Origin of the sequence: Streptomyces sp. NBC_01445, from assembly GCF_035918235.1 — a bacterium.
Classification (GTDB): Bacteria; Actinomycetota; Actinomycetes; order Streptomycetales; family Streptomycetaceae; genus Streptomyces.
On sequence record NZ_CP109485.1, the window covers coordinates 8,487,586 to 8,512,742 of the forward strand.

General features: G+C 68.8%; 16 protein-coding genes. 9 read left to right on the plus strand and 7 right to left on the minus strand.

The window, feature by feature from the left end:
* The first annotated feature begins 29 nt into the window (after positions 1 to 29).
* The 4 genes from OG574_RS38675 to OG574_RS38690 all read left to right on the plus strand — a co-directional run bounded on the left by OG574_RS38675 (position 30) and on the right by OG574_RS38690 (position 5,972).
* Positions 30 to 827, plus strand: a complete 798-nt coding sequence (locus OG574_RS38675) for an alpha/beta fold hydrolase (RefSeq protein ID WP_266667785.1) — start codon at positions 30 to 32, stop codon at positions 825 to 827.
* Between the two features lie 95 nt (positions 828 to 922).
* Positions 923 to 2,323: an MFS transporter gene (locus OG574_RS38680; RefSeq protein ID WP_266667783.1), complete on the plus strand. Its 1,401-nt coding sequence runs from the start codon at positions 923 to 925 to the stop codon at positions 2,321 to 2,323.
* Positions 2,324 to 2,385: 62 nt separating this feature from the next.
* Positions 2,386 to 5,535 (plus strand): BTAD domain-containing putative transcriptional regulator, encoded by a 3,150-nt coding sequence (locus OG574_RS38685; RefSeq protein ID WP_326776997.1) that lies wholly within the window; start codon positions 2,386 to 2,388, stop codon positions 5,533 to 5,535.
* Between the two features lie 65 nt (positions 5,536 to 5,600).
* Positions 5,601 to 5,972, plus strand: a complete 372-nt coding sequence (locus OG574_RS38690) for a hypothetical protein (RefSeq protein ID WP_326776998.1) — start codon at positions 5,601 to 5,603, stop codon at positions 5,970 to 5,972.
* A gap of 100 nt (positions 5,973 to 6,072) precedes the next feature.
* On the opposite strand, the gene OG574_RS38695 is transcribed toward OG574_RS38690, so the two are convergent.
* The 5 genes from OG574_RS38695 to OG574_RS38715 form a co-directional block, all read right to left on the minus strand.
* The gene (locus OG574_RS38695) at positions 6,073 to 8,727 is read right to left on the minus strand and encodes an alpha-L-rhamnosidase (RefSeq protein WP_326776999.1); all 2,655 of its coding nucleotides are present in this window, start codon (positions 8,725 to 8,727) and stop codon (positions 6,073 to 6,075) included.
* A gap of 42 nt (positions 8,728 to 8,769) precedes the next feature.
* Positions 8,770 to 10,635 (minus strand): hypothetical protein, encoded by a 1,866-nt coding sequence (locus OG574_RS38700; RefSeq protein ID WP_326777000.1) that lies wholly within the window; start codon positions 10,633 to 10,635, stop codon positions 8,770 to 8,772.
* Between the two features lie 76 nt (positions 10,636 to 10,711).
* On the minus strand, positions 10,712 to 11,617 hold the full coding sequence (locus OG574_RS38705) for a carbohydrate ABC transporter permease (protein ID WP_326777001.1): 906 nt from the start codon (positions 11,615 to 11,617) through the stop codon (positions 10,712 to 10,714).
* Positions 11,614 to 12,519 carry a carbohydrate ABC transporter permease gene (locus OG574_RS38710; RefSeq protein WP_266667769.1) on the minus strand — a complete coding sequence of 302 codons (906 nt, stop codon included), beginning with the start codon at positions 12,517 to 12,519 and terminating at the stop codon, positions 11,614 to 11,616. The genes OG574_RS38705 and OG574_RS38710 overlap by 4 nt, the downstream gene beginning before the upstream one ends.
* A gap of 11 nt (positions 12,520 to 12,530) precedes the next feature.
* Positions 12,531 to 13,868: an ABC transporter substrate-binding protein gene (locus OG574_RS38715; protein WP_266667768.1), complete on the minus strand. Its 1,338-nt coding sequence runs from the start codon at positions 13,866 to 13,868 to the stop codon at positions 12,531 to 12,533.
* Positions 13,869 to 14,144: 276 nt separating this feature from the next.
* Between OG574_RS38715 and OG574_RS38720 the strand changes: the two genes are divergently transcribed.
* From OG574_RS38720 to OG574_RS38730, 3 genes are all read left to right on the plus strand, one after another.
* Positions 14,145 to 15,173, plus strand: a complete 1,029-nt coding sequence (locus OG574_RS38720) for a LacI family DNA-binding transcriptional regulator (RefSeq protein WP_266667766.1) — start codon at positions 14,145 to 14,147, stop codon at positions 15,171 to 15,173.
* Between the two features lie 269 nt (positions 15,174 to 15,442).
* Positions 15,443 to 16,867: a glycoside hydrolase family 5 protein gene (locus OG574_RS38725; RefSeq protein WP_266667764.1), complete on the plus strand. Its 1,425-nt coding sequence runs from the start codon at positions 15,443 to 15,445 to the stop codon at positions 16,865 to 16,867.
* 47 nt (positions 16,868 to 16,914) lie between these two features.
* Complete coding sequence (locus tag OG574_RS38730; protein ID WP_266667762.1) at positions 16,915 to 18,984, plus strand: beta-galactosidase; 2,070 nt, start codon at positions 16,915 to 16,917, stop codon at positions 18,982 to 18,984.
* A gap of 688 nt (positions 18,985 to 19,672) precedes the next feature.
* Here OG574_RS38730 and OG574_RS38735 read toward each other — a convergent pair.
* Together OG574_RS38735 and OG574_RS38740 are read right to left on the minus strand one after the other, a co-directional pair.
* Complete coding sequence (locus OG574_RS38735; protein ID WP_326777002.1) at positions 19,673 to 21,055, minus strand: APC family permease; 1,383 nt, start codon at positions 21,053 to 21,055, stop codon at positions 19,673 to 19,675.
* Positions 21,049 to 21,927 (minus strand): carbon-nitrogen hydrolase family protein, encoded by an 879-nt coding sequence (locus tag OG574_RS38740; protein ID WP_266676160.1) that lies wholly within the window; start codon positions 21,925 to 21,927, stop codon positions 21,049 to 21,051. The genes OG574_RS38735 and OG574_RS38740 overlap by 7 nt, the downstream gene beginning before the upstream one ends.
* A 194-nt stretch (positions 21,928 to 22,121) precedes the next feature.
* Between OG574_RS38740 and OG574_RS38745 the strand changes: the two genes are divergently transcribed.
* A complete protein-coding gene (locus tag OG574_RS38745) occupies positions 22,122 to 23,018 on the plus strand; it encodes a LysR family transcriptional regulator (protein WP_266667758.1) in 897 nt (298 codons plus the stop codon).
* Between the two features lie 155 nt (positions 23,019 to 23,173).
* Positions 23,174 to 25,027: a hypothetical protein gene (locus tag OG574_RS38750; RefSeq protein ID WP_266667756.1), complete on the plus strand. Its 1,854-nt coding sequence runs from the start codon at positions 23,174 to 23,176 to the stop codon at positions 25,025 to 25,027.
* The last annotated feature ends 130 nt before the right edge of the window (positions 25,028 to 25,157 follow it).

Consider the following 25,157-nt stretch of genomic DNA (forward strand, 5'->3'; position numbering starts at 1 on the left):
TTCGCAGGAATCACAATGAGGAGAAGCTCATGCCGTACGTCGATGTGGCGCCCGGTGTCCGTATGGCCTACGAGGACCGGGGCACGGGCTGCCCCCTCGTGTTCGTGCACGGATGGGGAGGCAGTGGAGACGTCTGGGACTACCAGGTGCTCGACCTGGCCGACCGGTTCCGCGTCATCACCGTCGATCTGCGGGGCCACGGAGCGTCGGACAAGCCGTGGGGTGACTACGGTTACGCGACGTTCTGCGCCGACCTGGCCACGCTGATGCGCGAACTGTCCCTTGAGGACGTCACTTTGGTGGGCTGGTCGATGGGCGGCCACATCGGCCTGAAGTTCGTGCAGACCATCGGGGCGCCGGTCGCGCGGCTCGTGCTCACAGGGTCGGGACCCCGCCTTCTGCAGGCCGCCGACGCGCCGTACGGCGGTCCCGAGGGCAGCGCGCAGGCGCTGTGCGACGCCGTGCGCTTCAGCAGGGTGGAGACGATCCAGGGCCTGTACGGCCGAAACTTTCACCGTACCGATCTCGCCCCGACGCGCGACTGGATGATCCGTATCGGCCTCCAAGTGTCCGCGTTCGTGGGCCTGAAGTCCTTCGAGGCGCTGCTCGCCGAGGACCTGCGACCTGGTCTCGCGGACCTCACGATCCCGGTCGCCGTGTTCTGCGGACGCCACGACGAGATCTGGGACCCATGGTGGTCGGAGGCGGCAGCCAAGGACATCCCCGGCGCATCCCTCACCTACTTCGAGAACAGCGGCCATGTCCCGTTCATCGAGGAACGCGCCGCCTGGAGCGCCGCTCTGGCCGAGTTCGTCACCGGTGGCTGAGGCGGGACCCCCAGCACCCCGGCAAGCGATTCAGACCCCCCTGCACCCCTGCACGTCCCCGGCCGAGCCTGGCCTGCCAGAAGAAGGAGCCGCACATGAAGACTCACCATGACCAGCTATCTGCGCGCGCGCAGCGCAAACTGCTCGCCGCCGGTCTGCTCGGCAGCTCGATCGAGTGGTACGACTTCTTTCTGTACGGCACCGCCGCCGCCCTCGTGTTCCCTCATGTGTTCTTCCCGCACTCCTCGGCGCTGATGGGGACGCTGCTCTCGTTCAGCACGTTCTGGGCGGGTTTCCTGGCCAGGCCGATCGGCGGCGCCATCGCCGGGCACCTCGGGGACCGGCACGGGCGCAAGCCCGTCGTCGTGGTCGCCCTGCTGGGCATGGGTCTTGCGACCTTCCTGATCGGCTGCCTGCCCGGTGCCGGCACCATCGGTGTGGCCGCGCCGCTGCTGCTGGTGGTGCTGCGGTTCGCGCAGGGCCTGGCCTGCGGCGGTCAATGGGGCGGCATCGTGCTGCTGCTGACCGAGTCGGCGAGCCCCAAGCGGCGCGGGTTTGCCGGGACCTTCGGGCAGATGGGCGTCCCGCTCGGCATCATCCTGGGCAACTCCGCCTTCCTGCTCACCACCAAGCTGACCTCCGACGACACCTTTCTGAGTTGGGGATGGCGCGTCCCGTTCTTCTGCAGCGCCCTGCTGTTCCCCGTCGTGCTCTTCATCCAGACCAAGGTCGAGGACACTCCGGAGTTCGAGCAGCTGCGGCGCAGTGCGGAGCGCGGGGCCCGTCCTCAGGTGGCGCAGGCGCCGCTCAAGGAGGCGATACGCGACCACTGGCGCTCGATTCTGCTGGGCTGCGGGCTGCTCGCGGCCACCAACTGCCTCTTCTACATCAGCAACACGGGCGTCCTGGCCTACGCCACCGGTGAGCTCGGGATGGACCGTGAGGCACTGCTCACCGGGTCGCTGCTGAGCTCCCTCGTGGCAGTGGCGGCGACGCTCGCCGCGGGGGCCGCCTCCGACCGCTTCGGGCGGCGCCCCGTCATCCTGGTGGGAGCCGTCGCGCTCGTCGTCTGGGCCTTCCCGTACTTCTGGCTGGTGGACACGGCGAAACTGGAGATGCTCTTCGTCGCCGTCACCGTCGGCGCGGTCTTCCAGTCCCTGACCTTCGGTCCGCTGGCGGCCTACCTCGGCGAACTCTTCGCTCCCCGGGTACGCCTTTCCGGTGCCTCGCTCGCCTACCAGCTCGCCGCGATCACCGTCAGCGGTGGCACGCCGGTGATCATGACGGCGCTCATCGCCCAGACCGGAGCGACCTGGCCGGTGGCCGTCTTCGTAGCCGCGATGGCGCTGGTGACGACCTGGTGCACCTGGCGGCTGCGGGAGACCAACACGGCGTCCGTACGCCGTGATCCGCAGGCCGTTCCCGGTGCTGAGGGGACAGGCGTGCCGGGTGTCGACGTGGACGTGGCCGGTGCGGAGGCAGTGGCCAAGGCGTAGGCCGACCCAGGCTGGGACAGGGAGCAGACCTCGTGACCGCAGAGCGGACTTACGATGCGGTGGTGACCGAGATCGTCCGTACCCGGCTGCGGCCGCCGAGGCCGGTCGCGGCGCGGATCGCACGGCCCCGCGCTGCGGCCGCCTTCGCCGAAGCGGCCGACGTGCCGTTGGTGTGCGTCGAGGCGGACGCGGGGTACGGCAAGACGACCTTGGTCGACGCCGTGACGACCGGTGCCCACCGGGCCTGGTACGCCCTGACCCCCGCGGACCGGGATCCGCACACCTTCCTCGCGCACCTCACCGCCGCCGTGACCATCACGCAGGACGACGCCGGAGATCCGGAATCCCTGAGCGGCAGCTGGTCCGCCCTGCTCGACCGTGCACTCGACCGGATCGACGAGTGGGCCGCGGCGGGCGGGACGTACATCGTGCTCGACGACTACCACGTGGTCCACGGCTCCCCGGTGGACGCGGTCGTCGGGCGGCTCGTGGACGTTCTCCCGACGCGGGTGCAGATCGTCGCGACGTCACGGACCCACCTCGATCCCGAGTCCTGGGGAGGCCGCAACGCCAGGTACGACGCGGTGCGCGTCATCGACCGCGGCCTGCTCGCGTTCGACGACGACGAGACCGTCGCCTACTTCCACTCCCGTTTCGGGGTGAGCCTGCCGCCACCGGTCGTCGAGGTGCTGGTCGAGGAGACCGAGGGCTGGCCGATCGCCCTGTCGCTGATCGGCCGCCGCCTGCACCGCGGTCACCACTGCGCCGAGGAACTGCTCGCGGCGCTGCCCGCGGGGAGGGACGCCGCCTTCGATTTCCTCGGGAACCAGGTCTTCGCCGAGCAACCCCTGGACGTGCAGCGGTTCCTCCTCGACGTGTCGGTGCTCTCTCCGCTCACGCCCGAAGCCTGCGCCGCCGTGGCCGGCACGACGATGGAGGTGGCGGCGCGCACGCTGCGGGGCATCGCGGCAGCGGGGTTGTTCTGCGCCGAAACGGACGCGGGTTCCTACCGGATGCACCACCTGTTCCGCCATTTCCTCATCAGCCAGATCGACCCTGCGCGGCGGCGCGAACTGCATGCCGCCGCCGCACGCCACCACCGCGCGGGCGGCGAGTACGAGCGGGCGGCCACCCATGCCCTGGCATCGCAGCAGCCCGAGGCCGCCGCGCGCGATGTGGCCGTGATCTCCGGGCAGTTGCTGGCCTCCGGCCGTCACCTCACCCTCCTCGCCCTGACGGACGACCTCGGCCCCGCCCTCGACGAGCACCCGGCGCTCCTCGTCGCGCGTAGTCACGCGGTCCGCCTGAGCAGCCGGTTCGACGAGGCCATCGACCTAGCGCGCCGGGCCGCACAGCTCATCGACCCTGAAGCCGGCGAAGACCTCGGTGAAGCACTGCGGGCAGAGCTCGCCGTTCATCTCGACACGGTGCACCCCGCGCGCACGGAGGAGGTCCTCGAGCGCCTCACGGCCGTCGGCCCGCACGGGCACGACCTTCTCGCGCCGCGCATCGAGAACGAGATCAACCGTGGTCGCCTGGCCCACGCCGCGCGACTGCTGGAGCGGGCGGGTGACGTGCACACTGCCGCACTGCGCCCCCGCCTGCTGGTGCGTCAGGGCAGGCTGTTGGAGGCCCGCAGCCTGCTGGAGCGGTTCACCGACGACCACAGCCGCATCCCGATGGCCCACCGCGAGAGCTCGGCTCTGCTCGCCTGGATGCACGCACTCCTGGGGCATGCCGACCGGGCGGCCGAGCACGCCCGGGTCGGGATCGGCCTGGGGCGGGACCTGCGCTCCCCTCTGCTCACCTGCGTCTCGACCGGTCGCCTGGGGCTGGCCCTCATCACCGGCTCAGGATCCACCGACGTCCGCCAGCCCCACCAGCACCTGCTGGAATCCCTCGAACTCGCCGAGCGGCTCGGCGTCGACCGTTTCCGGGCCGAGCCCCTCATGGGCCTGACGGTCCTCGCTGACCGGATGGGGCGGCCCGAGGACACGTTGCGCTTCGGAATCGACGCAGTCGAGATTCTGGCCGCTGCCGGAGACCGCTACCTCGAAGCCATGGCCCGACTGGCGATCGGCGCCGCACTGGCGAGCCGGCACGACCCGACGGCCCGCACGTGGCTCAAGGAGGCCCAAGAGCTGGCGCACGAGTGCGGCGATGCGCTCGTGCCGCTGCTCTGCGACCAATGGCTGGCGTCGCTGGACCTCGCCGAGGGGGATCGGGCCGCGTTCGCCGCGCGGGCACAGGACGTGCTGACGCGCACGGTGAATCTCAACCTCACCGACATCTGGCTAACCCCCGGCTGGCTCGGGATCACAGAGGAAGCCGTCCGACGGGCGTGGCTCGACGCAGCGCGGGCCGAGGGGTGCGCCGCCGCCCACGTGGCCTACCTGCAGGGCCGGATCAGCCCGCCGGCCGACGGCACCACCACCCACCCGTCTCCACCGGCGCAGTCCGTACTGCGTGTGACGACTCTCGGCGGATTCGCGGTCGACCGTGGAGGCGCCACCCTGACCGCGGAGTCGTTCGGGCGCCGCAAAGCGATCGAGATCCTCCTGCTGCTGTGCGCGAGCGAGCGCCACTCCCAGAGCCGCTCGGAGCTTCAGGACAAGCTGTGGCCGGAGCTGTCACGCGAGAAGGCGAGCGTCAGGTTCCGGGTGGCCCTGCACGCGCTGCACCATGTGCTCGAGCCCGACCGGGCGCCGCGCGAGCCCACCCGATTCGTGTGCACCTCCGCGGACCGGATCTGGCTCGACCCGCACAGCGTGACCATCGACGCCGACGAATTCCGCGTACACGCCGACCAGTTGCTGGCGTCCGCGGAGTGCGACCCGGCAGAAGGCCAGAAAGTTCTGGGCGCCTACCAACAGCCGTTCCTCCACGACTATCCGGCCTTCGAGTGGGCGATTCCCGTACGCGACGAGCTGGCGGTCCGCTTCACCGAACTCACCCTGGCGACAGCTGAGTTGTTGCTGGAAACCGGCGACCACACAGCGGCCATTGCCGCCTGCCGCCGTCTTCTCGCCCATGACCCGTTCGTCGAACCAGCCTACGAAGTCGTGGCGGCGGCCCGCCTCGCCGCAGGCGACTCGGCGGGCGCTCACCGGGCATTTCGTGAGTGCGAGCGACTCTTCGAGGAGGAGCTGGACATCAGGCCCACGTGGACTCTGAACGCGTCAGGCGTTCACTCACTTCGCCATGTGCGGTGACTGCGGCGGGCAGGAGGGCGGTCTTGGTGTAGGTTCCGCGGGGTGGTGAGTATTTCCACGTGATCATGAGCAGCGATCGAGCACTTCTGGAGCTCACCTACCAGCCGCTGGATCTGCCCATGTCCGCCCGCGAAGCGCGCTCCCTGACTCTTTACACCGCCGAGCCGGGCACCCCGGACGAAGACCGGATCAAGGTCCTCTCCAGTTGGGCAGCCACCCGGGCCGGCGACTGGGTGCTGGATTTGATGCCGCCGTGGTGGCTCCGCATGGGATGCGCGGCCCACCGCGTGCGGACCTCGGGACTGAGGGCGGACGGTGTCCATCGATCCCGTCGCCCGGACCACGACCCGCCCACCGGCCTGGCGGCACAGCGGAGCGTCCCGCAGCAGCCCGCCGAGGAGGACGCGCTCGCTGGGCAGAGTGCGCATTACGCCTGACGGCTGCACCCACCGTGCGTTGAAGAAGCGGAGCGGACCACCCTCCCCCGTGCCGCCCGGTCCTGTTGGGCGCCGCCGAGAAGCGCCTAACAGGAGAACCTCAGCCCCGGCGTGCCGTGAACCGACCGGGGCCCGTGGCCAGTTCCTCGCCATCAGGGAAGATGAGGGTGGCGGTGGCCGTCGGCGGGACGTCGACGGCCAGGTGCAGTTCGCTGCCCTCGGTGCGCCATTCGACCGATATGGTGCCGCGCGGGCTGACGAAAGTGCCACGCGCCCAGCCCACCGACGGATGTGGCACCGGCGCCACGACAAACCGCTCCCAGGCCACCGAGCCTTCGGCCTGTCGCAGCCCGAGCACGTGGGTGTGCAGGAAGTGGATGACCGCGCCCTTGCTGTAGTGGTTCAGGGATTCGTGCGCGTCGCCGTTCTCGTCGACGCCGTCCCACTCCTCCCAGATCGTGGTGGCACCCCGGTCGAGCATGCCTAGCCAGGACGGCGACGTGCGCTGAAGCAGGACCTCGTACGCCAGGTCGGCGTGGTCGGTGTCGACGAGGACGGGCAGCAGGTCGGCGCTGGAGAGGAAGCCGGTGCCCAGGTGGGTGCCGGCCTCGCGGATCAGCTCGGCCAGGCGTGCGGCGACCGCGTCGCGCAGCTCGTCGGGGGCAAGGCCGAGGGAGAGTGCGCGGACGTAGCTGGCCTGGGTGTCGACGGTGGTGCGGCCGGTTTCGTCCAGGAACTCCGTGCACCAGGCGTCCTTGACCCGCTGGGCAAGGCGGGCGTACCGGGCGCTGTCGGCTGCGCGGCCCAGGACATCGGCGACTGCGGCGAGGGTGACGCAGGACCGGTACAGGAAGGCGGTACCCACCTCGCCCTTGTCGGTCTCCATCCAATTCTGTGCCGGTTGGAGGAGGGATCCGTCCGCGGTGCGGGGTTTCGGTTCGCACCACTCGCCCCAGTGGAAGGAGCCGTCCCAGAGGTACTCCTCGTGCGGGAGAGGTTCGACGGAGCGGGCCACCCGGGAGGGGTGGCGGGCGGTTCGGGCGGTGGTCAGCGCGAAGTCGACCCAGCGGACCATCGCGTCCCAGTTCTCGGCGAGGGCCCGGCGGTCGCCGTACGTCTCGTACAGCAGCCACGGCACGAGCACGATGGCGTCGCCCCAGCCGGCGGAGCCGGTCATCGAGTCGAGGCGCGCGTCGGTGTGGAGCTTGATGCGTCGTCCGTCGGGGGAAAAGTTGGCGATGCGTCCGTCATCGAGCTGGTCGTCGCGGACCGAGCGCAGCCATTTGCGGCTGAAACCGTGGATGTCGTAGAGGCGTGCGGCGGTGGGCGCGAAGACCTGGTAGTCGCCGGTCCAGCCGATGCGTTCGCGGGTCGGGCAGTCGGTGGGTACGTCGACGGCGTTGCCCCTGAAACTCCAACGCGCTACGTCGTAGAGGTGGTTGAGGTCTTCGTTGCCGCAGGAGAAGGTACCGGTGGGGCGCAGATCGGTATGGACCACCCGCATGGTGAGGTCCGACGCGTCCAGTGGGGCGGCGCTGCGCTCCAGGCGTGCGTAGCGGAATCCGTGGACCGTGTGGCGGGGCTCGAAGGTCTCGCCGGCGGCGCCGGAGGAGGTGATCTCGTCGTGCTGGACGAAGACGGTGACCGGGTCGCCGGGGCGCTGGATGTCGAGGTGGGTGGTGGTCAGGTCGCCGGTGGCCGGGTCGAGGTGTTCGCCGTGGTCGATCACGGTGCGGGTGCCGGCCGGGCCGAGGTCGGTGAGCGAGAGCCAGCCGGAGGCGTTCTGGCCGAAGTCGGCGATCCAGGCGCCGCTCTGCAGCCGGGTGAGCGCGCGGCAGGGCAGGTCCTCGATGTGGCGTACGGGCGGGGCCGGGGACCAGTCGATCGGGGGTGCCGTCACGGCGTCGACGAGGACCGGAAGCGCCGGTCCTCGAGCCGCAAGGAGGTCGGTGATTTGACCATCCATCAAGTCGGCGCGGGTGATGGAGCCGAAGGTGGAGGTCCAGTGCTCGTCGGTGCGGACGATCTGGCGTGTCCCGTCAGCGAGGTCGAGATGCAACTCCAGGCGGGCCGCGAGGAGTCCGCCCCAGCCGGCGGGTTTGCGAAAGGCTCCGACCTGGCCGCGGTACCAGCCGTCGGACAACACGATCTCGATGCTGTTGACGCCGGGGTGGATGGATGCGGTGACGTCGGCGGCCTGGGCGTACAGGGTGCGTTCGTAGGAGGTCGAGCCGGGCGCGAGTTCGACAGTGCCGGCGCGTTTGCCGTTCACGAACGCCTCGTACACCCCGAGGGCCGTGGCGTACAGGCGGGCACGGGCGACTCCCGGCGTGCTGAATGTGGCGTGCAGGGTGCGCGCCGGCCGGGTGCCGGGCGCTAGCTGCGCGATCTGGGGATCGTCGGCCGGGGTGATCCAGGACGCCGTCCAGTCCGCCTCCAGGAGCCCGGCCTCGAAGGCGTGCCAGGCGCTCCACTCGGAAGCCTCCGTGGCGGCACGGGTCCGTGCCCGCCAGCGGATCTGTTCACCACTGCGCAGTGGGCGCATCGGCCAGTCGACAAGCAAGTGGCCGACAACGAGGGCGATCTGCTCCGGTTGGCCGTCGATGTGGATCTGCAGCTCGTACTCATCGTCCAGCGCCGCGGCGCTGCGGGGAGGTTTCCACGAGAGCCGCGGGCGGCTGCCGGACACCGGAAACCGGTCGCCGCCGAAATCGATTGCCAACTCATGTGGGGTGTCGGGGGTGTTGAGAGTCATCCGGTCTGTGTCCTCCGGTGTCCGGATCTGGAGCCGCCTGGGTCAGCTGCCGTTGGCCGGCTGGCTGTAGGTGGTTCCGTCGATGGTCGTGGTGAGCGTGCCGATCGCCTGGAATTCGTTCTTGAGCATCGCGGCCGGGCCGAGGGTGAACCCGTCGGGGCCTGTGCGCTTGGTGCCGGTGTGCCGGCCGGACAGGGTCAGGTCCTCGGTCCAGGTGACACAGGCGAGGGCCGAAGCGGTGCCGGGGGTGCAGCCGAGCGCCGTGTTGGAGACGTGCTCCACCTTCTCGGTGCCGTTGATGATGTTCGTGCCGTCGTCGCTGTAGTTGCTGTAGGAGACGGCGATGCCGAGGGCCTGGGTGCCGGAGCTGTTGTTCGTGATCTGCACGGTGGCCGTGCCCTGGACCTTTCCGCGCAGCGTGTACGTGCCGGTCGGCACGGGCTTCGGCTGCTGCGCAGGTGTGCTCGGGTCGTACGGCTGGCCCCACGTCTTGTCCGAGACCGGCGCGGGCGTCATGGGTGCGCTGGGCTTGAGGTCGGGGAAGCGGGCGATCATCAACCGGCTGTTGCGGCCCCCGGGTTCCGTGGAGTCGGCGCAGCGGTGCGGTGCCGGATTGGCGCCGCAGGCCAGGTTCTCGGTGTAGACGACGGCGGTGCTGTCGGCCAGCCACACCGGGTCGGCGGCGGCGTTCCAGTTCGGGTCGGATCCGGCGTTGAGCTGGAAACCCCGGCCGGTCTTCGCGTCCACGAGCCAAGGGGAGAAGAAGCGGCGGTTGCCGTTGTTGCGGATCCCGGAGATGTACGGGGCGGTGCCCGCTGCCGCGGTGAGCGGGGGGACGCCCGGCATGCCGGAGATGAAGTCGAGGCGTCCCGATCCGTTGACCTCGTCGGCGAGCAACCACTTGCCGTCGGGGGACATCGCCATGGGGTCGGTGTAGTGGGCCTGCTGCGTGAGCGGCCGCGAGGCTCCGGTCGCCAGGTCGGTGGCCCAGGCGTCCATGCTGTCGGAGTTCAGGCTCTGAATGCCGAGGATCCCGCTCCCGTCGCTGGTGAAGCCGCGCGGCTCACCGATCATGCCGGCGTGGTTGAGGCGCAGTTGGTTTCCGCCCTCTACGACCAGGGGCTGGTACGCCGGTGACGGGTTCACCAGGACCGAGGTCCCGGTGAGCTCATAGCGCCGGTTCTCCTTGTCGTAGGAGAGGCGTCCGACGTACGGGATCTCCATGAGTGCCCTGAAGTCGAGGACGTCCCAGACCAGATGGACGCCGTCGGGGCTCAGCCGCCACTCTCGGCCGTTGTTGATGCCGCTGCTGTCGGGCTCGAAGAGCGGCTTGCCGTTCCAATAGATGGGCGTGATGCGGGTGTTGGCGGGGGTGCAGCGCGGGTCGGTGACCGCGTACGTCGCTCCGTCGGGACCACACTCCAGGATGCCGTTGCTGACCAGGACGCGCTTGCGGTCGGGCAGTTCGTTCGCGGGCGGGTAGACGAGTTGGCTGGTGTCGATGTCGGGGCCGAGGGACACGCCGCACGTGACGCACTTCCATGCCTCGCCGTTCGGGAAGGCGCCCCCGTCGGTGCGGACCACCAGGACTTGGTTGCCGCGATAGACGCTAGCCGGTCCTGAATCCGGCGCCCCGGCGTAGGTGATGCCCAGGAACACATACTTCGGGTCCCTGGCCGGGCCGGGTGTGCCGATACCGCTCCAGTCGGTCGAGACGCAGCCGGTGGGATGCGTGCACACGCCGTCCTGCGGGACGGTCGGCGGCACCGGCAACTGCCTGATGTCGACCCGCGGCCAAGTCGCGCTCGACGCGTCCGCGGTCGCGGCCACGGACGTCGGGGGGCCCGCCAGGGCCGCGGCGAGCGCCAGCACGGTGGCCGCGGTACCTCTCACGAGGGTGGAACGCACACTCCGGACTCTTATGGACACTGCAGCTTCCTCACTGGTCGTTGCTGGGTCGGGCGAGCGACTGGTCTGTGCGTGGCTATTTGAGCGCGCCCGCCGAGAGCCCGCTGATGATGTGGCGCTGTGCGATCGCGTAGAAGATGACAATCGGCAGGACCGCGATGACCGAGGCGGCGAGCAGGATCTGCTGTTGCGGAGAATCCGCCGACACGAAGTTGGTGAGTCCGCGCTGTACGGGCATCAGTGAGCTGTCGTTGAACAGCACCAGGCCCATGAGGTACTCGTTCCAGACCCCCATGGCCTGGATGACGGCCACCGCGATCAGGCCCGGCTTGGCCAGCGGGAGGATGATGCGCCAGAAGGTGCCGAGCAGGGAGGCGCCGTCGATGGCAGCGGCCTCCTCCAACTCCTTGGGCTGGCTGGCGAAGAACCCGCGCATGATCAGGATGGAGATCGGCAGCCCGCCGGCGATGAGGACAAGGATGTAGCCGATGCGGGTGTTGGCGAGTCCGAGAGTGATCAGCAGCTTGTACTGGGCGATGAACGAGGCCGGCATCGGGATGATCATGATGACGAGGATGAAGCCCACGACCGCGCCTCGGCCGGGGAACTCGATGCGTGCCAGGGCGTACCCGGCCAGGCTCGCGATGACCAGGATCCCGAGGACCGCCGCCGCCGTGTAGAGGAGGCTGTTGGGCAGGTACTGGCTGAATCCTCCCTCGTTCCAGGCGGTGGCGAAGTTGCCCCATTCGAAGGGGTGCGGGATGGGGTCGGTTCCCTTGTACAGCTGCTTCGCGCTCTGCAGGGATCCGCTCAGCACCCACAGGATCGGCACCAGCGCTTCCAGCGCGCCGGCGATCAGCAGCGCGTACAGGGCTACCCGTGGTCCGCGCAGACGGTTTCGACGGCCTCGCGGCTCGCTCTGCGTCGGTGTCGGCGCCGTCTTTGACTTCGGTGCCGGGTCGAGAAGAGTGTTCACGGTCACCTTCCCTTCTCCGTCCGGGGGTCGGTGCTTCCGCCGAGCCTGCGGGAGACCCACAGCTGGAAGCAGGCCAGGGCAATCAGGCACAGCCCGAAGATGACGGACATGGCGGCCGCGCGGCCGTACTCGTTGTACTGGAAAGCCTGTTGGTAGATGTGCAGGGTGGGAACCTCGGTGTGGCCTGCGGGGCCGCCGCCGGTCAGGACCTGGACCGTGCCGAAGATCTGCAGTCCGCTGAGCAGGGTCAGTACGCTGACGATGCCGGTGACGTGCGACATCCCGGGCCAGGTGACGTAGCGGAACTGGGCCCAGCCGCGGGCCCCGTCCAGGGATGATGCCTCGTACAGCTCCTTGGGCACGTCCTGCCGGCCGGCGAGGAAGAGGATGAAGCCGAAGCCCCAGTGGTACCAGACGAACACGGCGGCGACCGCGATCACGGCCGTCTTGGGGTCACCCAGCCAGTTGTGCTGAAGTCCGTCGAGGCCGACGGCCTTGAGTGCCTGGTTGACGATCCCGATGTTCGGGTCGAGGAACCACGAGAACATCACGCCCACCACCACCGTGGAGAACACCCCAGGGAGGTAGAAGACGGTGCGGAAGAACGCGGACCCGCGGCGGGCACGGTGCACGGCAAGGGCCATCACCATCGAGACCGCGTTGGCGACGACCAGACCGACCGCGCCGTACAGGACGGCGTTCTTCATCGAGCCCCAGAACTGGGTGTCATGCCACACATAGCGGTAGTTGTCGAGCCCGATGTACGGCGTGTCCAGGCTCACCCCGTCCCAGGACTGGAAACTCAGGAGAATGCCCTGCACGAAGGGGACCACCGTGAACAGGCCGATCATGGCGAGTGCCGGCGCCAGGAACAGCCAGGCCGCGGGCACGCGACTGCGCCGCCTCATCACGCGCTGCATTACGCGCTCTTCTGCGCCGCGTCGAGGTCGCCGAGGACCTGGTCGACCGAGCGTTCCTTGAGGACGAGGGCCTGAGTGCCCTTCTGCAGCGCGGTGTTGACCTGCTCCAGAATCTGGTTCTGGACGAGCTGGATGTGGGAGATGTCCGCGGCGATGCCGGTCAGCTGCTTGGGGATGTTCTTGCCGGACACGGCGCGCGCGGAGGGGATCAGCGGGACCCCGGTGGCCCATGTCTGCTGCTGGTCGGCGGCGGTCAGCCACTTCAGGAACTTCAGCGCCTCGGCGGCCTTCTTACTGCGGGGGTTGACCGCTGCGCCCTTGGCCGCGCCGCCGACCAGGCGCGGGGTCTGGGTGCCGTCATCGGCCTTGGGAAGCGGGAAGGAGCGGAAGTCGGTGAAGTCCGGGGCGGTCGCGCGGGCCACGCCGACGGCCGAGGTGCCGTCGAAGATGGCCGCGACGCCCTGGGTGTTGAAAAAGGCCTTCTCCACGTTGGGGTTGTCGGTGTTGCCGCTCGGCAGCGAGCCGGTGGCGATCACGCCGGCGTCTCGCAGGTCGACCACGAGCTGCAGGGTCTTGCGCCAGCCCTCGCTCTTCCAGCTGTTGTCGCCCACGAAGGTGGCGTTGAGCTCCTCGTCGGTCATGTAGTTGGAGGCGTAGGACTGGATCACCTGGTTGGACAGGCTCGCTGCGAACCAGAAGGGACCCTTCCCAGACTTCTTGATCTTGCGCATCTGATCGATGAACTCGCCCATGGAAGCAGGCGCCTGGTCCGGGTTCAGCCCGACGGCCTTGTACATCGCGGCGTTGACGAAGACTCCCAGGGCCGGGGTCTCCCAGTGTGCGCTGTAGACACCTGGCTTCACGCCCTGCGGATTGTCCGCCGCGAACGTCGTCGTCTTCAGTGTGGCGGGCCGGAAGGTGTCGCCCCAGCTGCCCTTCATCTTATCGGTCAGGTCCATCGCCCAGCCGGCCTTGTAGTAAGGGGCCATGGTGTGGCCGTCGACCACTGAGTACATGTCCGGCATGTTGCGGGACTGGGAGCTCGATTGAAGCTTGGTCACGAAGTCCGCCGGGCCGACGTCGTCGATCCTGATCTTCACGCCGGTCTGCTTCGTGTACTGCTGGGCCAGCTTCTTCAGCGTCGCGGCCTGACCGCGGGACTGGTTCATGAAGACGATCTCCGAGCCGCCCGAGCCGCCCGAGCCGCCGGAACTGCAGGCCGCCAGTGACGTAGTGGCGAGACCGGCGCCGACCGCTCCCAGAAGGAAGCCGCGCCGGGAAGGTCCCGTGGTGGTGCCGGTCGGGTCTGCTGAACCCTTCACGTGGATTCGTGTCATCTCGGGTCTGCCCCTTTGGGTCGGTGGCGTCGACATCGCCTGAAGAGCCGCCATCGCACAGGACCGAAAGAACATGCCCTGCGAGTTCGAAACTTATTTCTATCTGGCGTGCTGGCGGTGAACGCTAGGTGCGGCAAACAAGCCCGTCAATACCTGCCGCACGGCCAATTTTCCTGTTCTGCAACCACCTTGACTCAAGGGATTCACGAAAAAAATTTCGATGCTACGGTGCTGGGCAGTCGGGCCAACCGCCCGCCGTCACGCCCCGGGAGAGCCATGGCATCCGATCCTCAACGCGTCACCCTTGCGAAGGTCGCTGAGACCGCCGGCGTCTCGGTGGCCACCGTCTCGAAGGTCATCAACGGTCGCCGTGACGTGGCTCAGCAGACGCGCGACAAGGTCCTGGAGCTGTTGCGCCGCTACAACTACGGCGGCTACCGGGATGATCTGCGCTCACACCCCACTGTGGAGCTCTTCTTCGGGTTCGAGCGACTGAGCATCTACCACACCGAGATCATTCAGAGCGTGGTGGACGCCGGAGCGGATGAGGGCATCGCGGTGGTGGTGGGCAGGCGCGGCGACCGTGATCCGACGGCCGATCCTGCCTCCTGGGCCCGCGACCTGGCCGCCGCAGGACGGCGTGCCGTCATTGCGGTGACGGCGAACACCCTGTCGTCCACGGCCCGCGAGGCGCTGGACCGGGTCCGTATGCCGTTGGTGCTGCTCGACCCGGAATCACTGCCCGACGACTCGATCGTCAGCGTCGGTGCGACCAACTTCTCCGGCGGCCACGCCGCCACCACGCACCTGCTGTCCCTCGGCCACCGCCGCATCGCCTACCTCGGCGGCACAGAGCACGCCGGCTCCAACCAGGCCCGCCTGCACGGCTTCCGCAGTGCGATGGATGCGGCAGGCGCGCAGGTGCCGACCGAACTGATCCGCCACGCCGGTACGTTCCACGCCGCCGAGGGCATCGACCACGGGGCGCGCCTGCTCGCCGTGAACCCGGCGCCCACCGCGGTATTCGCCGCCTCAGACGAACTGGCCGCCGGGGTCATCGAGGCCGCCCGGCGGTGCGGCCTGCGCGTACCCGACGACCTGAGCGTCGTCGGCTTCGACAACACACCGCTCGCCCAGGTCACCTCCCCACCGCTGACCACCATCCACGGCCCCGTCCGCGAGATGGGGGCCGTGGCCCTGCGTACCGCCCTGCAACTGGCCGCCGGGGAGAAGATCGACTCCCACCATGTCGAGCTCGCAACCCAGTTGGTCGTACGAGAATCCACCCGGCCACCGCACGACTGATCCGGGCGGCTGCCCCTGGGGGGCGCCGTCCCCGGTTGCCCGGCAGCCTCCGTCCCGTCCCCGACCCCCTTCAAGGGGGCCCGGACTCCCTCGCCCGATCCTGCTCGCGCGGGCTCGGCGCCGAGCGTATGAGGATCGTCGTACCGCCGCCGGTGTGGTGCCCACGGCCTGCGAAGCCGCACCGCAGGTCCCTCCCAACAGCCCGGCCGTCCAACTCCCCCTGATCCGCCATCGCTCCCAGCCCGCCACCACACAGCGAAGGATCCCCCGTGCTGATCACGACACCATCCGCGCCCAGCTCCCACGACTCGTTCCCGGACTCGAACCCCCTGCTCAAGACCTCCGGCACCGGCCTGGCCACCCGCGACGGCACTCCGGTCCGGCTTCGCGGCGCCGGGCTCGGTGGCTGGATGAACATGGAGAACTTCATCACCGGTTATCCGGGCAATGAGGACGCCATGCGTTCAGCGGTACGTGACGTCCTCGGCGAGCGCCGCTACGAGCTGTTCTTCGACCGGTTGCTGACCGTCTTCTTTGCCGAGGCCGACGCCGCGCTCCTTGCGTCCAGGGGTCTCAACTGCCTGCGTGTGCCAGTGAATTACCGTCACTTCGAGGACGACGCCCGACCGTTCGAGATGCGGGAGGAGGGCTTCGCGCACCTCGACCGCGTGGTGGAACTGTGCGCCCGGTACGGCATCTACACCATCATCGACCTGCACTCCCTGCCCGGCTATCAGAACCACCAGTGGCACTCGGACAACCCCACGCACCTGTCGTTCTTCTGGACCCACCCGCACTTCCAGGACCGGGTGGTCCACCTGTGGGAAGTCATCGCCGACCGCTACAAGGACAACCCGTGGGTGGCCGGCTACAACCCGATCAACGAGCCCGCCGACGATTCCGGGCAGGTGCTCCCCGCCTTCTACGACCGCCTCGCGGGCGCGATCCGCGCGGTCGACCCGCACCACATCCTCTTCCTCGACGGCAACCACTACTCCACCGAGTTCGACATCTTCGGCGACCCCATCGACAACACCGTCTACACCTGCCACGACTACGCGCGCGCCGGGTTCGCCCGCAGCACCGGCTACCCCGGCCACACCGACGGCGTCTGGATCGACAGGGACCAGGTCGAGGACTCCTTCCTGCGTCGCACCGCGTACATGCGCAAGACCAACACCCCCATCTGGGTCGGCGAGTTCGGTCCCGTCTACACCGGCGACCCCGTGCGGGACGAGCAGTGCGCCCAACTGCTCGCCGACCAACTGGAGATCTACCGGCGCCACGAAGCGAACTGGACCATCTGGACATACAAGGACGTCGGCCTGCAAGGGCTCGTCCACCTTGCCCCTGGCAGCGCCTACGACCGGCACTTCGGCGCGTTCATGGCGAAGAAGCACCGCCTGGGTGCGGAAGCCTGGGGTTCCCCCGAAGGCGCCGCCCTGGACCTAATCAAGCCGCTCGAACAACTCGTCGTCGACGAGTTCCCCGGCTTCTGCGGGCAGCCGTTCAGCACCCGCCAGTGGCTCGACGTCATCATCCGGCACGTCGTGCTGGGCCAGCCGCTGATCCGGGAGTACGCCGAGCTCTTCCGCGGCCTCGGCGACGACGACGTACTCGCCCTGGCCGACTCCTTCGCACTCGACCGGTGTGTCTCGCGCGACCAGCACCTGGACCTGCTCGCGAACGGCTGACGGATCGCCCCGGCCCTGGCCGGCCACTCGACAACTTACGGAGAGTCATGTTCCAGCCGCCCCGGCGCGTCCTGTTCGGTGCCGCCTACTACTACGAGTACCAGCCCTACGAGCGCCTCAAGGACGACCTTGACCTGATGGCCGAGGCGCACTTCAACGTCATCCGTGTCGGTGAATCCGTGTGGTCGACCTGGGAGCCCGAGAACGGGGGCTTCGAACTCGACTGGCTCCAGCCGGTCCTGGACGGCGCGCACGAGCGCGGCATCGCCGTGATCCTCGGGACCCCGACCTACGCGATACCCCCGTGGCTCGCCCGCCAGTACCCGGAGATCGCCGGCGAACGCGGCACCGGGCAGCGCATCGGCTGGGGATCGCGGCAGGAAGTGGACTACACGCACCCGGCGTTCCGCTTCCACGCCGAGCGCGTCATCCGCAAGGTCGTCGCCCGGTACGCCGAGCACCCCGCCGTCATCGGATTCCAGGTCGACAACGAGCCCGGCCTGGAACTGTTCCACAACCACGGCGTCTTCCAGCGCTTCGTCGACCATCTGCGTCACACCTACGGCGACGTCGACACCCTCAACCGCGATTGGGGCCTGACCTATTGGTCGCACCGCCTGTCCACCTGGGCCGATCTGTGGACGCCCGACGGCAACAGCCAGCCACAGTACGACCTGGCCTGGCGCCGCTTCCAGGCCGCTCTCACCACCGAGTTCATTGAGTGGCAGGCCGGCATCGTCCGCGAGTACGCGAGCCCCGACCAGTTCGTCACCACCTGCATCGCCTACGACCGCCCGGGCATCGAGGACGACGCGCTCACCCGCAACCTCGATGTCACCGCGGGCAACCCCTACTACCCCATGCAGGACGCACTCACCCTGCCGAACCCGCACCCCACGCGCCAGAGCGCGGCCGCCAACGAGGGAACCTGGGCGCTCTACCGCATCGCCGACCGCTTCTACGCCTCCCGACAGGAACCCTTCCTCGTCACCGAGACCAACGCCCAGACCATCGGCGGATCCTGGAACAACAAACCCGCCTACGACGGGCAATGGCGCCAGGCCGCCTGGGCGCTGATCTCCCGAGGCGCCTCAATGATCGAGTACTGGCACTGGCACACCCTGCACGTCGGCACCGAGACCTACGTCGGCGGCATCCTTCCGCACAGCGGACGGCCGGGCCGGATCTACCGCGAACTCGCCGCTCTGGGCGCCGAGTTGGATGCGGCCGGTGACCTGGTCGCCTCGCTCACCCCGGACACGGACGTCGCCTTCCTCTACTCACTGCCCAGCAAATGGGCCCTGGGGGCTCAGCCCCCACTGGCCAAGCCGGACGGCTCACCGGACGAGCGCAGCCACGCCACGATCTTCGACGCGTTCTACCGGGGCGCGTTCGACGCGGGCCTGCAAGTACGCCTGGTTCACCCCGGTCAACTGGACACGGTGGACCTGCCGCCGCTGCTCGTCGTCCCCGCGCTCTACATCGCGGACGACGCGACGCTGGACCGGCTGCTCGCCTACGCGGAATCCGGCGGACACCTGGTGATAGGCCCCCGCACCGGGTACGCGGACCCCGAAGCCCGGGCCCGCACCGACATCCAGCCGGCCCGTCTCGCCCGGGCCGCCGGGGTCTCCTACGACGAATTCACCAACCTGGACACGGCGGTACGGGTGCACGGCAGCGCGGAACTCCCGCTGCCGGCCGGAGCCGACGCCCTGCACTGGGCGGAGGCTCTCGTCCCGGACGGAGCGGACGTGCTGGCCACCTACGACGACCCGCACCTCAAACGCTGGCCCGCGACTACGACCCGCCGCTGCGGCGAGGGCCGCATCACCTACGTCGGCACGGTGCCCGACCCGGCCTTCGCCGAGGCACTGTTCGGCTGGGCGGCCGCCCCGGCCGGGGCGTGGCGCCTCCCGTATCCGAGCGTCACGGCCACCTCGGCCACGGCCCCGGACGGCCGTCGCGTCCGCTTCCTGCACAACTGGTCATGGGACCCGGTGTCCGTTTCACTCCCCACTGCCGTGGAGGACATCCTCACCCACACCACATACGCAGCCGGGCGCACGATCGAACTCGGCCCGTGGGACGTCAAGGTCTTCACGGAACGCGACTGACCTGACACGCCGGGGCCGGCCTGATGAGCGGCGGCAACACCCGTTCATCAGGACCTGTTGTGCTCTCGATCTTCTGACCTGCAACCGCCGTGCCTGTGCGCACGGCGCCGATAGGAGTGTGCAAGACCTTGACCAGTGACACCCGGCGGGCACTCGTCGTCCGTGCTGCTGGTCACGGGCACCAGCCCGTGACCAGCAGCAACACCTTCCTGCCGTTCCTGAAGGAACATGGATTATTCGTGGCGACCTCCGATGACCTCGCGGTGTACGAGGACGCCGAGCGCCTCGCCGCCGCCGTCCGCGGGGGACCGGCCTCACCGGCCGGCACGGCGGCATCGCCGCTACTCGCAGTGACCGCACTAGATTTCCTGGTGCCGGTTTCTGCTCATGATCAGCCGCCACAGGCAGTGCTCATCACACGCGGACTCCGACGTTCCCGCAGGAACTCCTGCGCACGACCCCGCGTTCCCTACACTTGGCCCCTCCGTCGGCTGACCGTGGATCTCATGGCAGACAGCACGAGAAGGCCCCACACCGCTGATTTTCGCAGGACCGCTCGACGATCCGATCAGGAGCACGGCAGCATTCGCCCCTCGTCCTGCCGCAAGGGACTACGACCGGGATCACGCGCAACGGCCAGCCTTCGTTGGTGTGCTGGGCAACGATGAGCCCGGGCGAGGGAGGGGAGCTACGCGGTGACTGGGTCCGTGGCCGCGGTGTCGTCGTCGAAGGTCATCTCCGGTGCGGGCCGGCGGAAGCCCGTGGTCAGGACGGCCAGGTAGACGACGCCGATCGCCAGCCATACGCCGCCGATCTGGAGTGCGACGTGACCGAGCTTTGTGAGCAGGTAGAGGGAGACGGCGGCGCCGATGGCCGGCATCACCAGGTACGAGAAGAGGTTGGGGGTGCGGTCGTGTCTGCGCTCTCGGACCAGGTGGGCGATCACGCAGACGTTCACCAGGGTGAAGCCGAGGAAGGCGCCGAAGTTGATGAATGAGGTGGCTGTGGTCAGGTCGAGTTTCATGGCGATGACACCGGCGGCCGCGGTCAGCAGCAGGTTCAGGACGGGCGTGCCGGTTTTCTTCGACAGGTTGCCGAAGAGGGCCTTGGGCAGTGCGCCGTCGCGTCCCATGACGTACATGAGGCGGGCGGCGGAGGCTTGCAGGGCGATACAGGAGGCGATGGATCCGGCGATGGTGACGAAGTTGATGATCTCGGCGTACGTCTCGCCGCCGACCTGGACCTTCAGGTGGTAGGCGGCCGCGTCGACGTCGGCGAACTTCGCGCCGGGGTGGACCAGTTGCATCACGAAGGACAGCACGATGAAGATCGCTCCGGCGGCGATGACGCAGCCGATGATGCCGCGGCCGATCGTCCTGGCCCCGCCCCTGGCCTCCTCGCCGAGCGTGGAGACGGCGTCGAAGCCGAGGAAGGAGTACGCGGCGATGGCGGCGGCCGCGGTGACCGCGCCGATCGAAGTGCCTGAGTTCCACAGGGCGTTGGTGGCGGGGGCGGAGGAGCCGTGCTTGCCGAGGAAGACGACACACAGGGTGGCGAAGAGGACCAGCGACCCCAGAGCGATGAACATCAGGACCTTGTTGACGCGGTCCGCGAGCTTCATGCCGAAGACGTTGATGGCGGTGGTGATGCCCACCGAGACGATCAGCCAGACCCACTTGGGGATCTCGGGGAACTGGGCGTTGAAGTAGATCGCCGTGATCAGCCAGCCGACCATCGGGATGAAGAAGTAGTCGAGCAGCATCGCCCAGCCGGACAGGAAACCGATGCGGCTGTCGAGCATCTTGCGGGCGTAGGTGTAGACGGACCCGGCGCCGGGCACGGCGCGCGCCATCTTCGCGTAACTCAGCCCGGTGAGCAGCATCGCGAGGGTGGCGATGGCGAACGCGGTCGGGGCCGCGCCGCCGCTGGTGGCGGCGACCACGCCGAACATCGTGACGACGATGCCGGGCGAGATGTAGGCCAGGCCGAACAGGACGACGGAGAGGAGACTCAGGTCGCCCCTCAGCCTCATGGTGCTCTCTGTGCTCTGTGTGGTCTCGCTGTTCAACATCGCGGCTCCTCGGTGGTGTGGGCGGGGTTCCAGGTGGCGGGGTCGATGCGACCCCCGTACAGCGGGAGCTCGAGAGCTGGGTCGCCGGGGCGGAACTGGTCCCAGACCCGGTTGAGACCGGCGGTGCCGTAGCGGCGGACGTTGCTGACCTCGTCGAGGTCGATCACGTCGGTGAGGGTGGAGTCGCCGGCATCGACGGTTTCGGCGCGCACCGTGCCCTGGGGGTCGATGACGAGGCTGCGGCCGGTCCCGGAGGGGGCGGCGGAGTTGACGCTGGCGACGAAGACCTGGTTGGTGATGGCGTTGGCGCGGTTGAGGACGACTTCCTGCGCGCGGTCGCTCGTCGACGTGCGGACCACGTTGACGATCAGCTCGGCGCCCATCCAGGCCAGATGGCGGGAGATCTCCGGGAACCAGGTGTCGTAGCAGATGGACAGGCCGATGCGGCCGACCCCGGGGAGGTCGACGACCTCGAACCGGTTGCCGGGTGTGGTCGTCTCGTACGGGCGCCACGGGCAGATCTTGCGGTACGCGGCGAGGCGCTCACCCTGTGGTGAATAGACCGGTGTCGTGTTGTGGACGCGGTCGTCGGTGCCTCGCTCGTAGACGCTGCCGGGTACCAGCCAGATGCCCAGGTCCCCCGCGAGCTCGGCGAAGGCCGCATCGCGTTTGCCGTCGAGCGGCTCGGCGGCCTCCGCCGGGGCGGCGGGGACGCCGGGGGCGCTCTCGCCGAGGTGCAGTTCGGGGTAGACGACGAGGGCGCCGGGTGCGCGCAGTTTCACGCGCCGCTCCACGTCGGCGGCGAAGCCTGTGAGGTCGTCGGCCGGGCGGCCAGGCGCCTGGGCGAGGATCAGGGGCAGGGGGCGGGCCATGCGGGAACCAGCCAATCGAAAGGATTGTTGTACGAGGAAAAGTCGACGGAGATTCGGGTGCCGATCACCAGGAATTCCGGTGGGACAAGAATGCAGCCAGTCAGCCATAGCCTCAAATACTTGGCAGGGTTGACTATCATGCCTTTGAGGCATGAAGGTGTCATGCCTCCTCCGTCTCCCGAAGGACCACCGCCATGGAAATCCGAGTGCTGCGCTACTTCCTGACCATCGTGGAGACCGGTTCCGTCACCAAGGCTGCCGAGGTGGTCCGCGTCGCCCAGCCCTCGCTGTCGCGCCAACTGCGCGGCCTGGAAGGGACCTTGGGGATGACGCTCTTCGACCGCGGCGGCAAGCAGATGGTCCTCACGGCGGCCGGCCGGCGCTTCCTTCCGCTGGCCCGCGACCTGGTCGCCCGCGCGGACGCCGCCGAGGCCGCGGTCGGTGCGCTGGCTGCCGGTCGTGCCATGCGGATCACCGTGGCGGCACCGCCCACCACCATCACCGACGTGATCGCGCCGTTCCTGGCCACCTGGGGACCGGAAGATCCGCTCGTCACCGTGCAGGCGGAGAGTCCGGCACATGCGTACCAGGCCCTTGCCAGGGGCGCCGACGTAGCCGTCTCCTCAGCACCTCCGAGGAGTCGATTCGCCGGCCTCCCGGTGGCCCGCCTGCCGCTGTGGGCCTACGTCCGTGCCGACCACGCCTGGGCGGACCGGGACCACGTCACCATCAGGGAGCTTGCCGCGCAGCCCCTCATCGTCCTCACCGCGGCGCACCGCACCCGCCGCATCCTGGACAACGCCGTGCAGGACGCGGACGCCTCGTACGACATCGTGCTCGAATGCGACACCCCGCACGTCGTACAGGCCATGGCGGCCTCGGGCCATGGCGTCGCGGTGGTCTCCGACGATCCCCGCTTCGACCTGCACCCGCTGCTGATCCTCGACAACTCGGGCGAACCGCTGCAGATCCACCTCCACGCGGCGTGGGACGCCGGCCACTACGCGCTGCACAGCATCGAGGCATTCGCGGCCGGGCTGTCACGTTTTTGCGTCGAGCGGTACGGGCCGCAGGTCGCCGCCCGCCTATGAACTGCGGCGACGACTACATGGAGGTATGCCTGGTAGGCAGCCTGACCAGGCCGGGCGGGCATTGGACGGTGGCCCGGGCGCGCCCCATCATGCGGCGATATCCCGCCACGCGGCGGGATCCCGCATCAGTCACCGACCGAGAGGACCTCGGACCCGTGTCGAGACCGTTCCCTGTCCGACGGCTACGCCGTGCCGCTGCCGTCGCCGCCGTGCTCGCGGGGCTGTTCGCCGTCCCGTCACTGACGACCGCGGCGCCCGTCGCGACCGCATCCGTACCCGTTCCGGGTGATCCGCTCACCGGAAGCGGTGCGGTGAACCGGACCCAGCTCACCGCCGCCCAGCTCGCCGGGGGCAGTGCCGAGGGCACCGTGCCCGACAGCGCCTTCGCCCTGCCGGCGCAAGCGGCGCCACCCACCCACAGCTTCGAAGGCACCCTCACCCTCGACGGCCTCTCCACCGCCGGAGGATTCCGCGCACTGAAAGACCCGGACGGATACGCAGACGCGGCAGCGACCCGGCATCTGCCGCCGGTCGACATCGCGCTCGTGCAGAACGGCAGCCACCTCGTCCCGGCGAAGCGCGGGCTGGAGTACACGGGGAACCCGGCGTGGAATCTGGCGGTGGGGCCCGGCCGCGCGTGGAACGAGAACGGCGACGGCCAACGCACCCGCGCCTCCCTGCCGTTCGCGCTGATCGAGCGCAACGCCAACTGCGTGCACAACGGCGCCCTCACCTTCCTCTTCGACGACACGTCGGTCTCCGAGGTCCGCTACCAGATCACCACGGAGACCTGCGAGTACTTCCAGTTCGACATGTGGGGCCAGGTGCCGGCCGACTACCGGCCCGGCCCCGTCGACGACGCCGAGAACCTGCGCGACGCGTACGCCTCCGAGGTCAAGGACCGGCTCCCGACCAAGCCCATCTCGGCGCTGGCCACCGACTACCCGGACAGTGGGGTGGACGTGACGAAGTTCGGCTCCGGCGTCACGCCGTCCGCGCTGAGCACCTTCGGCTTCTACTACAGCGGAGTCCACTACGTGGGCAACTGTCGTACCCGGCAAGGGGATTACCCCTTCTGCGGCCAGATGCTGCTGCCGTCGTACTCGACCGCGAAGTCGGCATTCGCGGGAACGGCCATGCTGCGTCTGGCGCAGCGCTACGGCCCGGCCGTGGCCCAGGAGAAGCTCTCCGACCGAATCCCCGAGACCGCCGGCAACACTGCCTGGAGCGGCGTCACCCTCGACCACACCCTCGACATGGCCACAGGGAACTACACCTCGCCCGGCTACGAGACCGACGAATCGGGCAGCACCATGGCGAACTTCTTCGCGGCCGAGCCCTACGCCGACAAGATGCGACTCGCCCTGTCGTTCCCACATAAGGCCAAGCCCGGCAGCAAGTGGGTGTACCACACCTCCGACACCTTCCTCGCCACCCGCGCGATGAACAACTACCTGCAGGACAAGGCCGGTTCGGGCGCCGACATCTTCAACATGCTCCGCGACGACGTGCTCAAGCCCATCGGCGTCGGGCCCGACTCCCTCGTCTCCTCGCGTACCGACAACAGCCCTGGCGGGGTGCCCTTCGGTGGCTACGGCATGTTCTGGACGCAGGACTCCGTCGCCAAGTTCGCGAAATTCCTCAACAACGACCACGGCGCCGTCAACGGCACGCAGATACTCGACCCGACTCTGCTCGCGGCCACCATGCAACGCACACCGCAGGACCGGGGCATGACCACCACCGGCACCAAGCCCATGAAGTACCAGAACGGCTTCTGGGGCCGGGAGTTCACCTCCGCCGACGACCCCGCCTACACCAGCCCCTTCTACGTACCATTCATGTCGGGATACGGTGGCATCACCGTCGCGATGATGCCGAACGGCGCCACCTACTACTACTTCAGCGACAACAACGAATTCAGCTGGAACGCCGCCGTCGCCGAAGCAGACAAGCTGGCGCCCATGCCCGGCACGGCGGTTGCGGTGAGGAAGACCCCATCGAAGTAGGCAGTCCAGCCTCCTTCGTATGGTCACGCTCCTGCCCGTCGGGCACTACAACCGACGGGCAGGAGCGTGCCTGGATGCGTCACCGGGGCGGGATCGAACTAGCAATGACGCACCCAGCTCAACTGAATGA